General features: G+C 70.2%; 13 protein-coding genes. 11 read left to right on the forward strand and 2 right to left on the reverse strand.

Translation table 11 applies throughout. The annotated features are described in order from the left end of the window. Positions 1 to 26: 26 nt before the first annotated feature. A complete protein-coding gene (gene shiA, locus ACFY1U_RS45420) occupies positions 27 to 1,535 on the reverse strand; it encodes a shikimate transporter (protein WP_390699949.1) in 1,509 nt (502 codons plus the stop codon). A 235-nt stretch (positions 1,536 to 1,770) separates the two neighbouring features. Here shiA (ACFY1U_RS45420) and ACFY1U_RS45425 point away from each other — a divergent pair, with 235 nt between their 5' ends. The 10 genes from ACFY1U_RS45425 to ACFY1U_RS45470 all read left to right on the forward strand — a co-directional run bounded on the left by ACFY1U_RS45425 (position 1,771) and on the right by ACFY1U_RS45470 (position 12,206). Beyond that, the gene (locus tag ACFY1U_RS45425) at positions 1,771 to 1,908 is read left to right on the forward strand and encodes a hypothetical protein (RefSeq protein ID WP_390699950.1); all 138 of its coding nucleotides are present in this window, start codon (positions 1,771 to 1,773) and stop codon (positions 1,906 to 1,908) included. 203 nt (positions 1,909 to 2,111) lie between these two features. After that, positions 2,112 to 3,470 carry an amidohydrolase gene (locus tag ACFY1U_RS45430; protein WP_390699951.1) on the forward strand — a complete coding sequence of 453 codons (1,359 nt, stop codon included), beginning with the start codon at positions 2,112 to 2,114 and terminating at the stop codon, positions 3,468 to 3,470. Further along, the gene (locus ACFY1U_RS45435; RefSeq protein WP_390699952.1) at positions 3,460 to 4,509 is read left to right on the forward strand and encodes a LacI family DNA-binding transcriptional regulator; all 1,050 of its coding nucleotides are present in this window, start codon (positions 3,460 to 3,462) and stop codon (positions 4,507 to 4,509) included. The genes ACFY1U_RS45430 and ACFY1U_RS45435 overlap by 11 nt, the downstream gene beginning before the upstream one ends. 78 nt (positions 4,510 to 4,587) lie before the next feature. Further along, the gene (locus tag ACFY1U_RS45440; protein WP_390699953.1) at positions 4,588 to 5,370 is read left to right on the forward strand and encodes a glutamine amidotransferase; all 783 of its coding nucleotides are present in this window, start codon (positions 4,588 to 4,590) and stop codon (positions 5,368 to 5,370) included. Further along, a complete protein-coding gene (gene deoD / locus ACFY1U_RS45445) occupies positions 5,370 to 6,104 on the forward strand; it encodes a purine-nucleoside phosphorylase (RefSeq protein ID WP_390699954.1) in 735 nt (244 codons plus the stop codon). Before ACFY1U_RS45440 ends, deoD begins: the two co-directional genes overlap by 1 nt. A 210-nt stretch (positions 6,105 to 6,314) precedes the next feature. Beyond that, positions 6,315 to 7,286, forward strand: coding sequence for a BMP family ABC transporter substrate-binding protein (locus ACFY1U_RS45450; RefSeq protein WP_390699955.1), 972 nt, complete (start codon positions 6,315 to 6,317; stop codon positions 7,284 to 7,286). A gap of 29 nt (positions 7,287 to 7,315) precedes the next feature. Continuing rightward, a complete protein-coding gene (locus ACFY1U_RS45455; protein WP_390699956.1) occupies positions 7,316 to 8,884 on the forward strand; it encodes an ABC transporter ATP-binding protein in 1,569 nt (522 codons plus the stop codon). Beyond that, positions 8,881 to 9,996, forward strand: a complete 1,116-nt coding sequence (locus tag ACFY1U_RS45460) for an ABC transporter permease (protein ID WP_390699957.1) — start codon at positions 8,881 to 8,883, stop codon at positions 9,994 to 9,996. The genes ACFY1U_RS45455 and ACFY1U_RS45460 overlap by 4 nt, the downstream gene beginning before the upstream one ends. Then, entirely contained in the window at positions 9,996 to 10,952 is a 957-nt protein-coding gene (locus ACFY1U_RS45465) for an ABC transporter permease (protein WP_390699958.1), read from the forward strand. Before ACFY1U_RS45460 ends, ACFY1U_RS45465 begins: the two co-directional genes overlap by 1 nt. A gap of 81 nt (positions 10,953 to 11,033) precedes the next feature. Then, positions 11,034 to 12,206 (forward strand): esterase-like activity of phytase family protein, encoded by a 1,173-nt coding sequence (locus ACFY1U_RS45470; protein ID WP_390699959.1) that lies wholly within the window; start codon positions 11,034 to 11,036, stop codon positions 12,204 to 12,206. 401 nt (positions 12,207 to 12,607) lie between these two features. Here ACFY1U_RS45470 and ACFY1U_RS45475 read toward each other — a convergent pair whose 3' ends face one another. Beyond that, complete coding sequence (locus tag ACFY1U_RS45475; RefSeq protein WP_390699960.1) at positions 12,608 to 13,402, reverse strand: IclR family transcriptional regulator; 795 nt, start codon at positions 13,400 to 13,402, stop codon at positions 12,608 to 12,610. Between the two features lie 380 nt (positions 13,403 to 13,782). Between ACFY1U_RS45475 and shiA (ACFY1U_RS45480) the strand changes: the two genes are divergently transcribed. After that, positions 13,783 to 15,141 (forward strand): shikimate transporter, encoded by a 1,359-nt coding sequence (gene shiA, locus ACFY1U_RS45480; protein WP_390699961.1) that lies wholly within the window; start codon positions 13,783 to 13,785, stop codon positions 15,139 to 15,141. Positions 15,142 to 15,166: the final 25 nt, after the last annotated feature.

Below are 15,166 nucleotides of genomic sequence, written 5' to 3' on the forward strand. Positions count from 1 at the left end.
GTAAGGGCGACCAGGTGCACAGCCGGTCAGAAGGTCGCGCGTGCGGGCGGTTTCGTGGGCTCGGGCGCGTCGTCCATGGTGCGGTTGGCGTTCAGTCCGATGGCGACTGTGAAGGAGATCCCGCAGCCGATCAGCATGTACATAGCGACCAGGTACCAGCCGCCGTCGGCCCACAGCACGAGGACGCCGGCGATGAGCGGAGTGAGGCCCCCGCCGATGGCGCTGGCGAGTTGATAGCCGACGCCTGCACCGCTGTAGCGGTATTCGGCGCCGAACATGTCGGTGAACAAGGACTGCTGGACCGAGACGGCCATGTCGTGCGCACCGTTGACCAGCAGAATCGAGGCCACCAGGATCAGGACCATGGAGCCGGACTGCAGCGCCGCGAAGAAGGGGAGGGAGCCCAGAACACCCAGCCCGGCGCCCCACGCGTATATGGTGCCGCGGCCGTAGCGGTCGGCGAGGTAGGCGAAGACGGGAATGGTGACGATGGCCGCTGCGCCCACCACGAGGTTGATGGTGAGCATGCTGTCGCGGTTCAGACCGAATTCCGCGGTGCCATAGCTCACGCCGAACGTGGTCACACCGTAGAAGGTGAAGAGTTCGACGAACCGCAGGCCGATGATGGCGAGGAATCCGCCGGGGTTGGCCTTGATGGCCGCGAGCAGTGGCAGCCGCAGAGGTTGGTCTTTGGATCGGGCGGCGATCTGCTCGGTGAAGACGGTGGATTCCTCGACCGTGATACGCACGATCAGCCCGACGATGACGAGGGCCGCGCTGAAGACGAACGGGACGCGCCAGCCCCATTGCTGGAAGTCCGCTTCGGGCAGGCGTCCGGAAACGATTTTGATGGCCGCGGTAGCCAGCAAAAGCCCCACCGAGGCACCGACCTGGACGCCGCTGCCGTAGAGGCTGCGCCACTTTCGAGGAGCGCTCTCGACCGCCATCAGAGCTGCGCCGCCCCACTCACCGCCGACGGCGAAGCCCTGGACGGCACGTAGAGCGACGAGCAGGACCGGGGCCCAGATGCCCACTTCACCGTAGGTGGGCAGGACACCGATCAGGGTGGAGGCGAGCCCCATGATCACCAGGGTGAGGACGAGCATCTTCTTGCGGCCCACCCGGTCGCCGAAGTGGCCGAAGACAATGCCGCCCAAGGGTCTGAAGAGGAATCCGACACCGAAGGTGGCCCATGCGGCGAGGGTTCCGACGGTGGGACTCACTTCGGGGAAGAAGAGATCGTTGAACAGGAGCCCGGCCACGATGCCGTAAAGGAAGAAGTCGTACCAGTCGACGACCGCCCCCATCAAGCCGGCGACAGCCGCGCGCTTTGCATGAGGTGATGTCCGGCTCATTTCAACGTCCAGGTGTTGATGAGGAGGGGACGGCCGAAGGCCGTCTGTGGGGTCATGATGGGAGAACTCGGGCAGCGCGCTGCCCGGTCTGGGGAGCACGCAATGCCCCGAGCACAGGCCGTGAGTGCGTGATGGATCGTTTTGGCGCTCCGTGAGCGTCCAGCGGTCCGATGAGCCCACTTGGTGACAAGGCGTTCCGACAACCACGGGCAATGGTCCGTGTGGCGGACCCATAGATCCGCTGCGCAGAAGTTACGCCTCTCCAGGGATGCCAGCAAGGGCAGTCGTCGAATTGATCCCCACCGGTTCGTTCGCCACGTCTGCCGCGATGATGCCCGAGGTGGCAACTGCGATCACGGGCCTGCGACCGGCGTCCCGCGGCGAGGAGTGGTCGACGAGTCCGGGTGTTCGGGTGATGGCTTCACACCGTGCGTTCCCCCAACTCCCAGGTGATGTGGCCGAACGCTGGTCGCCGACTGCGGTCTCCGCGCTGGTGCGCGTCGCCGCGCGGATCGCGCTGGTGGACACCCCGAGGTCCGGGGCGCCCGTGTGAAGCGCGTTGGACGGACAGAAGCGGCCCCGGCCTCGACGCGACGGTCTGCAAGGCGCGCCCGTCCCCGCGCTGCTCGCCACGACCGAACAGCGATGCAGGGGCCGTGCCCCCGGCTGTCGACAGGGCTTGAAACACAACTCGGACGAGGGTTGTGCAAAACGTTTTGGATCCCTAGCGTCCGGTTTGAACGGAAGGATTCCAGGATGCGGCGACTGATCGTGACGTCCTGCTCGGTGCTTGTGGTGCCCGAGCAGGGCCCGTGCCGGGTGGAAACGGACCAGGACATCCTGGTCGAGGACGGGGTGATCGTGTGGCTGGGTCCCGCGGGTACCCGGCCGGAGGCCGCCCGGGACGCGAGCTTCTCCGGAGCTGAGACGGTCGACGGGACCGGGCTGTTGGCCATGCCAGGGTTGGTGAACTCCCATACGCACAGCCCGATGGTGTTGATGCGGGGTGCCGCCGAGGACGTCAGTGTCGAGGCGTGGTTCAACGAGCGGGTGTGGCCGATGGAGGTCAACCTGACACCCGCCGACATCGGCCTCGGTGCCGAACTCGCCTGTGCGGAGATGCTGCTCAGCGGGGTGACCGCGTTCGCCGACCACTACTTCCACGCCGAACGGATCGCCGAGACCGTGGTACGGACCGGGATCCGCGCCGACATCGCGCCCACATACTTCAGCAGCCGTGGCGGCAGGGCGCTGGAGGAGAGCATCGAGACCGCCGGAACGCTGCACGGCGCGGGCGGCGGGCGGGTCACCGCGTCGCTCGGGCCGCACGCGCCGTACACCGTGGACGACGAGGACCTGGCCCGGATCGCGGAGCGGGCCCGTGCCATGGGCGTACGGATCCACATCCACGCCGCCGAGCACCTGGAGCAGACGGAATCGAGTCTCGCGCGGCGCGGCATCACCCCCATCGGGGTGCTGGAGCGGACCGGCGTTCTGGACGCCGGGGCGCTGATCGCCCACGGATGCGGGATCACGGAACCGGATCTCGAGGTGCTGTCGCGGTACCGCGACCGGACGGCAGTGGCGTGCTGCCCGAAGGTGTACCTGAAGCACGCCCTGCACCCGCTCACCCCGGTACGGGGCCTGCTCGGAGCCGGGGTGACCGTCGCGGCGGGGACGGACGGAGCCGCCGGACACAACACACTCGACGTGTGGGAGGCCATGCGGCTGGTGGCACTGACCCAGAAGCAGGCGGAGCGGGACGCCACCTGGATGACGGTCTCCGACACCATTCGGCTGGCCACGCGCCGCGGGGCACTGGCGCTGGGGCTGGGCGACCGGATCGGTGCCCTGGAACCCGGCCGCCGGGCGGACATCGTGCTGGTCGATCTGTCCGGCCTCCACTGCCGACCGCTGCACGACCCGGTGGCAGCTCTCGTCTACAGCACCCGGGCGAGTGATGTGCGCACGGTGGTCGTGGACGGGCGGGTCGTGGTGCGCGACGGGCGCCTGCTGACCGTGGACGTGCCTGGGCTGCTGGCCGAGATCGAGGCGCGGGTGCCCGCGCTGCTGGACACCTCGCACGGCAGGGCGGTTCAGCGCTATGACCCCTGACACAGACGCCGACGAGGGCAGACGCCGGGTGCGGCGGCCCGCGTCGATCAAGGACGTCGCGGCCGCTGCCCGGGTGAGCCCGACTACGGTCTCGCACGTGCTGAGCGGCAACCGGCCGGTCGCCCAGGAGACCGCGGACCGGGTGCGCGCGGTGGTCGCCAGGCTCGGCTTCGTGCCGGCCTCGACCGCCCGCAACCTGCAGGCGGGTTCCACGAACGTCATCGGCCTGCTCGTTCCCGACATCACCAACCAGTTCTTCGCGGAGCTGGCCAAGGGCGTCGAGGACGCCGCCCACGACCTGGGTTACGGGGTCATCCTGTGCAACACCGAGTTCGACCCCGAGCGTGAGGACCGCTACCTGGAGCTGCTGCGGGGCCGGTTCATCGACGGGATGGTCTACGCGTCGGGTTCACCACCCTCCCGCGACCGGCTGGCATCGCTGCTCGGCCGCTTCCCCATAGCCCTGGCCGACGAGGTGGTCCCTGGGCTGCTGGAGCAGACGATCCTCGTCACCGCCGACCACCGCGCGGGCGGCCGGCTGGTCGGGCAGCACCTGCGGGAGCTGGGCCACCGCAGGGCGCTGGCGGTGAGCGGCCCGGGGGACCTGGTCAGCAGTGTCGAGCGGATCGCGGGATTCCGGGAGGCGTTCGGCGACGAGGGCGTCACCGAGGTCGAGGGCGCCTTCGTCGAGCGGTCCGGTTACGACATGGTGGCCGCGGCCCTCAACGGGGGCGGCCCGCGCCGCTTCACCGCGGTGTTCGCGGCCAACGACCTCATGGCGCTCGGCGCGGTCGCCGCCCTGGAGGATGCGGGGCTGAGCGTCCCGCACGACGTGTCGGTGGCGGGCTTCGACGACATCATGCTCGCCGCCCGCGTCCACCCGTCGCTCACCACCGTCCACCAGCCCGCGTACGACATCGGCCGCACGGCCGCCGCCCAGTTGCTGCAGTACGTCCACCGGGGCGAGGTACCCCCCGCCTCCCGTCACATCCTCCCGGTCCGGCTGAAAGCCCGCGCCAGCACGGCCGCCCCGCGCTGACACCGCCCGTAACCCAGAAGTCCCGTAACCCAGAAGTCCCGTAACCCCATAACCCGAACTGAAAGGCACGGCGCAGCGATGACGCATGTCCTCGTCGTGGGTGAGTCCTGGTTCACCCACTCCATCCACCACAAGGGGTTCGACTCCTTCCACACCTCCGAGTACGTCGAGGGGGCGGGCGCCTTCCTGGGCGCGCTGCGCGATCGCGGCCACGAGGTGACGTACGTACCGGCGCACGAGATACCCCACCGGCTGCCCTCCTCGGTCGAGGGATTCGCCGCGTACGACGTGGTGGTGATCAGCGACGTCGGGGCCAACAGCTTCCAGCTCCCGCCGGAGACCTTCGCCCGCTCCGTTCCCGCGCCGGATCGCCCCGAACTGCTGCGGGCGTACGTCGAGGGCGGCGGCGGCCTGCTGATGGTGGGCGGCTACCTCACCTTCACCGGCATCGACGCCAAGGCCCGCTGGGGGCGCACCCCGCTGGCCGCCGCACTGCCGGTCGCTCTGCATGACCGCGACGACCGGGTGGAGCTGCCCGCCGGTGCCTCGCCCCGGGTCGTCGCCCGGCACCGGGTGGTCGACGGGCTGGGCACGACCTGGCCGTCTCTGCTCGGTCTCAACGAGGTGCGGGTACGGGAAGGGGCCGAGCTGCTCGCCGAGTGCGGCGGTCACCCGCTGCTGGTGGTCGGCGGGTACGGCGCCGGGCGGTCGGCGGCCTTCACCTCCGACCTCGCGCCGCACTGGGCGCCGCCGGACTTCCTCGCGTGGAAGGGATACCCGGAGCTCTGGGACCGACTGGTCCGCTGGCTGGCGGCGGCCGACACTGCTGCGGCAACCGACCCGGCAGGGGAGGAAGCCTGATGGTCACTCCGCACATTTCCGCCGCACCCGGCGACTTCGCCCCGGATGTGCTGATGCCCGGCGACCCACGCCGGGCCCGACGGATCGCTGAAACCTTCCTCCAAGACGCCCGCCTGGTCACCGAAGTACGCGGCATCGAGGGCTGGACAGGCTCCTACCGGGGCAGACCGCTGTCCGTCCTGGCCTCCGGCATGGGCATGCCGTCCGTGACCATCTACGCCACCGAGCTCTTCCGCTTCTACGGAGTACGCAGCATCGTCCGCGTCGGCACCGCCGGCGGGATACCACAGGCGGTGGGTCTGCGCGACGTCGTGGTGGCCACCGCCGCCCACACCGACTCGGCGATGAGCGACCATCGCGTCGATGGCGTGCATCTGAGTCACGCCGCATCGTTCGACCTGGCCAAAGCTGCCGCGGAGGCAGCGGCAGAGGCCGCCGAGACGGGTGCGCGCGACGGGCCGGGCGTGCACATCGGGCCGGTCTTCACCAGCGACCACTTCTACCTCGCCCGCCCCGGCCTGTTCGAGCAGCTGGAGGCCCACGGCACGCTGGCCGTCGAGATGGAGGCCGCCGGCCTGTACGCCACCGCCGCCGCCGAGGGCGGCCGGGCCCTGGCCGTGCTGACGGTCAGCGACCACATACGCCTGGCCCAGGCGCTCACGCCGGCCGAGCGCGAGGCCGATTTCGAGCGAGCCGTCACCATCGCAGCCACCACACTGGAAACAAGTTCCTAACACAAAGGCGTACGAAGACGTATGGCCAAAACGTTTTGCATTGCATAGCTTTCGGCCAACGCGAAGGAGAAAAGAACGATGGACAAGATCAAGGCCCTCGGGGCCATAACAGCACTCTCCGCACTCCTCGCCGGATGTGGATCAGCAACGGGCTCTTCCGGATCCTCAAGCTCTTCCGGCTCTTCGGCCGGAAAACTGAGAATCAAGTTCGTGGTCAACGGAAACCTCGGCGATCGTTCGTTCTTCGACTCCGCCTACGCGGGCCTGAAGAAGACGGAGAAGGACCTCGGCTACAGCCTCAAGGTCGTCGAGCTGGGCGGCGACCGCACGAAGTGGCAGTCCGGCTTCGAGGACGCGGCCTCGGGCGACGACTACGACGTGCTCGCGGCGGGCACCGTGGACACCGCTGCCTTCATCTCCAAGCTGGCGCCCGAATACCCGAAGAAGAAGTTCTGGCTTTTCGACTCCACCGTCGACTACACGGGCAAGAGCGGCTGTTCCAACAAGTGCACCAATGTGTACTCCGTCACCTTCAAGCAGAACGAGGCCGCCTATCTGGCAGGATTCCTCGCCGACAAACTGGTCGCAGCCAATTCCCTCCCCGGCGCCTCCGGCAGCAAGAAGGTGGGCCTGATGGGCGGGGTGAAGATCCCGGTGATCGAGGACTTCGTCGTCGGATTCAAGGCCGGATTCAAGGCGGCCGGCGGAAATCCGTCGTCCGGTGTCCTGGTGCAGTACGTGGGCGGCGACAACCCCTTCGGCGACCCCGCGAAGGGCAAGGAGATCGCCTCGTCCATGTACTCGCAGGGGGCGGCCCTGGTGTGGCCGGTGGCGGGCTCCTCCGGCCTCGGCGTGTTCGAGTCGGCCGTCACCGCCAAGCGCTACGCCTTCGGTGTCGACTCCGACCAGTACAAGACCCTGGGCGACCCCGCCCAGCAGCAGACCGTGGTCACCTCCATCCTCAAGAACGCCGGCAACGCCCTCTATCTGGCAGCCAAGGAGAACAAGGCCGGCACCCTGGCCTACGGCAAGTCCTCCGCGGTCGGCCTCGCCGAGGACGGCGTGGGCTACGTCGACAACGCCAACTTCGACAAGCTCGTGCCTGCTGCCGTACGCGCCGAACTCAAGTCACAGGCGGCGAAGATCGCGTCCGGTGAGGTCCAGGTCCCGTCCGCCTTCTGACCTGCGGCCCTGGTACGGAAGGAGCCCCCGTGGACCAGCATCCCCCACCCCGCCCCGCCCTCGCCCTGCAGGTCACCGGCCTGGGGAAGACGTACCCCAACGGCACCCGCGCCGTCAGCGACGTCGACCTCGAGGTACCCGGCGGCGAGATCCGGGCGATCGTCGGACAGAACGGCGCCGGCAAGTCGACGCTGATGAAGCTGATGTACGGCCTGGAGCAGCCGTCCGCCGGACAGATCCGTGTCCAGGGCGAGACGGTCAGGCTCTCCGGACCCCAGGACGCCATCGCCCTCGGCGTGGGCATGGTCCACCAGAACCTCATGCTGGTGCCGTCCTTCACCATCGCCGAGAACGTCGTCCTCGGCGTGGAACCCGGCCCTGCCGCCCGGGTCGACCGGGCCGCCGCCGTTGAGCGCACCGCCGCGCTGGCAAAGGAGGCGGGCCTGGCCGTCGACCCCCGGGCCAGGGTCAGCGACGTCTCCGTGGGGATGCGGCAGCGAGCAGAGATCCTCAAGGCACTGCACCGGGGCGCCCGCATCCTCATCCTCGACGAGCCCACCGCCGTCCTCACCCCACAGGAGGCCACCGACCTCTTCGAAGCCGTACGCGGACTCCGCGACCAGGGCATGACCGTGCTGTTCATCTCCCACAAGCTCAAAGAGGTGCGGGCGATCAGCGACCGCGTCACCGTAATGCGTGCCGGGTCCGTGGTCGGCACCGTACGCACCGAGGACGCGTCCCCCGCGCAGCTGGCGTCCATGATGGTCGGTCGGGAGATGTCCTTGGACGTCCCGAGGTCCCCCGCGCACCCCGGTGCGACCGTGCTCAAGGTGCGGAACCTGGCCTCCGGGGCGGACGTGGGACAGCCCCTGCACGGTGTCTCCCTCGACATCGCCGCCGGGGAGATCGTCGGCCTGGCGGGCATCGAAGGAAACGGCCAGACGGAACTGGTGGAGCTCCTCGCCGGGCTGCGCCGCCCGGCCGCCGGCTCCGTCACCGTCGACGGCACCGATGTCACCCACCTGGATGCGGCGGCGCACCGCGCGGCCGGTATCGCCCACGTCCCGGAGGACCGGCTGTCCAACGGGGCCGCCCTGGACCAGTCCATCGCCGACAACCTGATCGTCGACCGCTTCTCCAGGCCCCCGCTCGCCCGGCGCGGCGCGCTGCACATCCGCCGCATACGGGAGCTGGCCGAGGACCTGATCCGCCGTTACGCGATCCGGGCCCCCCACCCCGCCGTACCGGCCGGAGCGCTGTCCGGCGGCAACCTGCAGAAGGTCGTCGTCGCCCGCGAACTGTCCTCCGAGCCGCGCCTGTTGCTGGCCGCCCAGCTCACCCGGGGCGTCGACATCGGCGCCATGCACTTCATGTACGAGCGACTCGTCGAAGCCCGCGACGCGGGCGCGGCAATCCTTCTGGTCTCCGCGGACCTCGGCGAACTGCTCGCGCTCTCCGACCGGCTTCTGGTGATCAAGGACGGCCGGCTGGTCGGTCGCTTCGACGATCCGGCCGGACTCACGGAGGAAGAGACCGGGTTGTACATGCTCGGAGTCGAACAGCACTCACAACAGCGGATCACGGCAGGTGCACGATGACGACCACCGTCGAGCTGGAAGGCCGCCGCGAGTTCCTCGCCGCCAGGCGCCAGTCCACCGCCGTCGAGCTGACGATGACCGTGCTCACCGTCGCCGTCGCCGTCCTCATCGCCTTCCTGGTGATCCTGGCGACCGGCAAAGACGCCCCCGGCGCACTGAACGCGCTCCTCACCGGCCCGCTCGACCGCACCCCGCGCATCGGCCGCTGGCTCGCCGACGCCACGACGCTCTCCCTGCTCGGCCTGTCCGTCGCCATCCCCTTCCGGGCCCGGCAGATCAGCCTCGGCGCGGAAGGCCAGGTGTACGCGGGTGCCCTGGCGGGCGCGCTGGTGGCGATCAACGTCCCCCTGCCACCGGTCGCCGCCATGGTCATACCACTGGGCGCAGCCGCTCTGGCGGGCGGCGCGCTGGGCGCGGTGCCCGGGGTGATGAAGGCCCGCCTCGGGGCCAACGAGATCGTCGCCACGCTCATGCTCAACGCCATCGTCGTACGGGTCTTCGACTGGCTGCTCACCGACCACCTCAAGGCCCCCGCCAGCGCCGCCGTGCAGTCGGCTCCCATCCGGCCCGACTCGGTGCTCCCGCTGCTCTCGGACTTCTTCGGCGTCCCCCTGGACCAGGCCAACATCGGACTGTTCGGCATGCTCGCGGTGACCGCCGCCGCGTGGTTCCTGCTCGCCAGGACGCCCCTGGGCTACCGCATCCGCATGACCGGCTCCAACCCCGAATTCGCCCGGTACGGCGGCATCGACGTGCCCCGCACCATCGAGTGGAGCTTCGTCATCGGCGGCGCGCTGGCCGGACTGGCCGGCGCTCACCTCGCCCTCGGCGTGTACGGCGGGCTCCAGCCCGACATGGCCGGCGGCCTCGCCTTCGAGGGCATCGTGGTCGCCCTGCTGGCGCGCAACAACCCGGTCGCCGTGGTCGCCGCCGCGCTCCTCTACTCGTACCTGCGCGTCGGCGGTGACGTGATGGAGCAGCAGACGGACGTCGGTTCCGAGGCCGTGACCATCATCCAGGCGGTCATCGTGCTGCTGGTGACGGCCCGGACGCTGCCCGAACTCGTCAAGCGCCAGCTCGCCAGAAGACTTGCCCGAAGGGAGGCCCGCTGATGGGCCCCGTCCTCGACGTCGTGCTCAGCGCCGGCTTCCTCGCCGCGATCCTGCGGGTGTCGACCCCCTATGTCCTCGCCGCCCTCGGCGGACTGCTCGCCGAACGGGCCGGCGTACCGAACATCGCCCTGGAGGGCTCGATGCTGGCCGCCGCGTGCACCGGGGCCCTGGTCGCCGGATACAGCGGCTCGGTAGCGGCCGGGGCCGTCTGCGGGATCGCCGCCGGCGCGCTGCTCACCCTGCTGCTGGGCGTACTCCACCTGTACCTGGGCGCCGACGCGATCATCGCGGGCATCGGCCTCAACCTGCTGGCGTCCGGCGTGACCGCGTACGCCGTGTACGCCCTGCTCGGCGACAAGGGCGGCACCAGCCGGCTGCACAGCGGAGCCCTCCCCGAGGTCCGCCTTCCGCTGATCGAGGACATCCCGGGCCTCGGCACAGTGGTGAGCGGGCAGAACCTGATGACCTGGCTCGCCCTCGCCGCGGCCCCAGCGGTCGCCTGGCTGCTGCACCGGACCCGGTTCGGCTTCCACCTGCGCGCCGTTGGCGAGTTCCCCGACGCGGCCCGCTCGGTCGGCATCCCCGTCCGCCGGGTCCAGTTCGCCACCCTGGCACTCAGCGGCGCGCTGGCCGGCGGAGCCGGGGTCTTCCTCAGCATGGGCGCCGTCTCCTTCTTCGTCACCGGTATGACGGCCGGCCGCGGCTACATCGCCCTGGCCGCCGTCTTCCTGGGCGCGCTGCGCCCCTGGGGCGTCTTCCTGGCAGCGCTCGGCTTCGGCGCGGCCGAGGCCCTGGCGGTGCAGCTCGGCAACCTGAGCATCCCGTCACAGCTGGTCTCCGCCATTCCGTACGCCCTCACCCTGCTGGCCCTGGCGTTCTTCGCCTGGCGCCGCCGTCGCCCGGCCCGCCCGGCTTCCCCGGTCTCCGGCGTGGCCGCGGATCCGGCGACCAACTGAACCTCGCCCCCTGTTTCTGCGCCGTCCCTCCCTTGTTCCCTCCCGCATGCCCTGTCCTGCATGCCCTGCCAAGGAGCATCCATGAGCATCCGTGCCACCCGAGCCCGGATCATCGCTTCCGCCATCGCCCTCGCGTCCGTGACGGCCGTCTCCGGCGCCTCACCGGCTGCCGGGCACGACAGCGCCGTACGACTGGACTTCATCGGCGAGCAAGAACTGCCGAACGCCATGGCGTTCCAGGGCACCACCGTCGGCGGGCTCTCCGCCATCAGCTACGACATCCGGACGGGCTTGTACTACCTGATCAGCGACGACCGGTCGCAGACCGGCCCCGCCCGCTTCTACAGCGCCCGTGTCACCTTCGGCGGCGGCCACCTCACCGGCGCCGAACTCATAGGCACCCACTCATGGTTGCGGCCGGACGGCACCACCTACCCGCCCACTTCCACCCCCGCCGGGCAGACCGCCACGGTGGCCCCGGATCCGGAGGGGATCGCCGTCGACCCGTCCGACGGCAGTCTGGTCTGGACGAGCGAGGGCGAGCGCATCGTGCCGTCCGACGGCCCCGCGGTTCTCGGTGACCCCTGGATCCGGCGTGCCACCACCACCGGCGCGTACAGCGGACAGCTCCCGCTGCCCCCACAGCTGCACATGAACTCCCAGGCCATCGGCCCCCGCCGGAACCAGACCCTGGGAGGCGTCACCTTCACCCCCGACGGCCGCCAACTCGTCACCGCCATGGAGGACCCCCTCTACCAGGACGGCGACGACCCCACCCCCGACCACGGCGCCCTCACCCGGATCACCGTCCACGACGCACGCAACGGACTGCCCGTGGCGCAGTACGCGTACCCCCTGGAACCGCTCTTCGCCACACCTCCCGCAGGCAGCACGGACACCAACGGCGTCAGCGACCTGGTCGCCCTCGGCGACGACCGCTTCCTGGTCCTCGAACGCGCCTCCCTCTTCAGCACCAACACCTGGAAGGCCCGCCTCTTCCTGGTCGACCTCCACGGCGCCACCAACGTGCTCGGCCGCGACTCCCTGGCCGACGGACCCGTCCGGCCGGTCCACAAGACACTCGTGTCCGACCTGTCCGACGTTCCCGGGCTGCCCAGGGTGGACAACGTCGAAGGCATCACCCTCGGCCCGCGCCTGCCCGACGGCCGTCGCACGGTCGTACTCGTCTCGGACGACAACTTCGCTTCACGGCAGGTGACCCAGTTCATCGCCTTCGCCGCCGACGGCATCTGAGGCCCGGTCGGCGGGTGGACCGGAGATTGTTCGCTCAGCGTGCGCACCGTTCCGGTCCTGCCCGGCCCCGCCGCGACGCGACCCACATGGAGCCCGGCGCAGAGCAGGTGCTGCGAGCCTGCCGGCAGCTGCACGTGCACGGCCGTCCGGGCCGCCCGGCGGCGGTGGATCTCACTGTCCGCCCTGCCGTGGAACCCGACTGCGCCGCCCGCCGGTCCGTGGTGGAACCGCTCGCCCGGGTCGCCGACGTCGTCAAAAGGCCGGCGGCGAGGACCTGGGCGGGCTGTGGCCGGAGAAGGGCCCGGGCAGGTCCGCCCGCGCACTCCCGGCGCCAGGTGGTACGGGAAGCAACGCCGGCCTCGCCCACTCGATCGGGGGCCGGGGATGGCCGGTGCCCCGGGTCAGTGGGCCTGGCTGAGGGGGTGGTCGAAGCCCTGGGCCGAGAGGAGGGCGGCAGCTTCGGCGAGGTCGGTGGCGAAGTGCTCGACGGCCTCGTACGGGAAACGGTGGCTGGGCCCGCTCAGGGAGAGGGAGGCGACGGCCTTGCCAGTGCGGCCGATGATGGGTACCGCCACGGCGGTCAGGCCCTCGTCGAACTCGCTGCTGCTGACGGCGTAGCCGCGCTCTGCCGCCTCCGCCGCCCAGGCCCGCAGGCGCTCGACGTGGGCCTCGCCGTGGGGCGAGGCGAGAGCGACTCGGCGAAGGAGCGCGTCGGAGGCGTCACGCAGCAGGATCTTGGAGGAGGCGCCGGCCCACAGTGGCTGCTCGTCGCCGACATCGACGACGTGGCGCAGTGGACGGGGGCTTTCTTCGTGGGCGACGCAGATCCGGTAGAGGTCCCGGGCGACGAAGAGGTTGACGGTCTCCCCGAGCCGGTCGGCGAGGTCGCGCATGACCTTGCGGGTCTCCTGCGGCACCTCCCATTGGCTGCGGGCGAGGTAGGCCCAGCGCCACAGGCCGGGTCCAGCTGCGTATCCGGAGGGGTGGGACCGCAGCAGGCCGGTCTCCTCCAGCGTCTGCATCAGGCGCAGCACGGTGGTCTTCGCCAGACCGGTGCCCTCGGTGATTTCGCGCAGGGTGATGACGGGACGGTCCTCGCTGAGGAGGTTGAGGATGTCGAACGCCCGTCGCACGCTGCGCACGCCGGTGCCGTGCTGCTCCCGCTCGACTTCCGTTTGCGGCTCTCCGTCGCTCACCTGCTACCTCCCCGTCGTGACGGCCATGCCCTGTCCGCCGCGCTTGTCCGTCTGTGGCACCTCGACCATAGTCCGCTAGGCGGACCAAGGGAACTGTAATGCTGAAGCAATCTCGGAGTAACCCTTGATGCGGCTAATCCGCCCCCCTATGGTGCCGTCCATCGGACTTTTTGATCCGCATTGTGGACCAAGTGATCGAGGGTCGCCGCCCGCACCTCCGTGGCGATGGCCCGGTACGCACGAGACGTGTGCTCGCACCCCAGGGCCCCTCGCCGTCGCGTCGCGTCTGTCCCCACCGCAGCCATCCCGGCGGTCCCGCCCCGCGTGACTCTCACGTGGCCAGCGGCCACCGGTCCAGCCCATACAACGGAGTGTGTGAGATGAGCAGTACCCAGCAGGCGACCCAGGCCGGCGGCGCCGGCCTGGCGAAGAGGGCGGCGATCGCGAGCTTCATGGGAGCCGTGGTCGACTGGTACGACTTCTTCCTCTACGGCATCGTCGCGGGCCTCCTCTTCCCCGACCTGTTCTTCCCCGGTTCCTCCCCGGCCGTGGGCACCCTGGCGGCCTGGGCCACCTTCGGCGTCGGCTTCCTCTTCCGTCCGCTGGGCGGCATCGTCTTCGGCCACTTCGGGGACCGGCTCGGCCGCAAGCGGATGCTGGTCCTCACCATGCTGATCATGGGTACGGCCAGCACCCTGATCGGCGTGCTGCCCACCTACGCCCAGGCCGGGGTCTGGGCGCCCGCGCTGCTCGTGCTGCTGCGCGCCACGCAGGGCTTCGCGGTCGGCGGCGAGTGGGGCGGCGCCGCGCTCATGGCGGTGGAGAACGCGCCCCGCAAGTGGCGCTCCCTCTACAGCAGCGGAGTCCAGGTCGGCGCGTCCGTCGGCCTGCTGCTCGCCACGCTGATCACCAAGGTCATGTCGGGCACTGTCTCGGACGCCGCCTTCCGCTCCTGGGGCTGGCGGGTGCCCTTCCTGGTCAGTGCCGCCCTCGTGATCGTCGGACTGATCGTCCGGGCGAGGGTCGAGGAGTCCCCGGTCTTCACCGAGCGGGTCGCCACGATGGCGAAGACCGCGCGACCGCGCGTCCCGCTGCTCAGCGCGGTCCGCTCCAATCCGACCGGCTTCTTCGCCATCATCGGGCTGCGTCTCGTGGAGCTGTTCACCTTCTACGGCGTGACGACCTTCGGCCTTGCGTACGGCGCCGGCGAACTCGGCCTGAACCGGGACAGTCTGCTCAACGTCAACCTGGCCGTCGGCGGTCTGGCCGTCCTCACCATCCCGGCCTTCGCCTACCTCGCCGACCGTTTCGGCCGCCGCCGGGTGTACTGCTGGGGCGCGCTGATCGGCGCGGTGAGCGTGCTGCCGTACTTCTGGGCAATGGAGTCCGGCTCGATCGTGCTGATCATCCCCTGCGCGGTCCTGCTCGTGAACGGCGCGCACGACATGGCCGTGTCCGTCCAGCAGTCCCTGTTCACCGACATGTTCGGCCCCGAGTACCGCTACAGCGGCGCCGGCGTCGGCTACCAGCTCGCCAGCGCGATCGGGGGCGGCTTCACCCCGCTCATCGCCGCCTCCCTGGTCATCTGGGCGGGTGGCGGCTGGACGCTGGTCGCCGCCTACATGGCGCTGGGCTGCGCGGTCTCCTTCCTCGTCGCGCTGCGCATGCGGGGCGACGACGTGACGGCCGGGGCGACGGAGGGCGTACGTGACCACGCGGCGGCGGACGCGACCGCCTGACCGTCAGAGGTGCCCCCAACTCTTG

It is taken from the genome of Streptomyces sp. NPDC001351 (genome assembly GCF_042896045.1).
Taxonomy (GTDB): Bacteria; Actinomycetota; Actinomycetes; order Streptomycetales; family Streptomycetaceae; genus Streptomyces.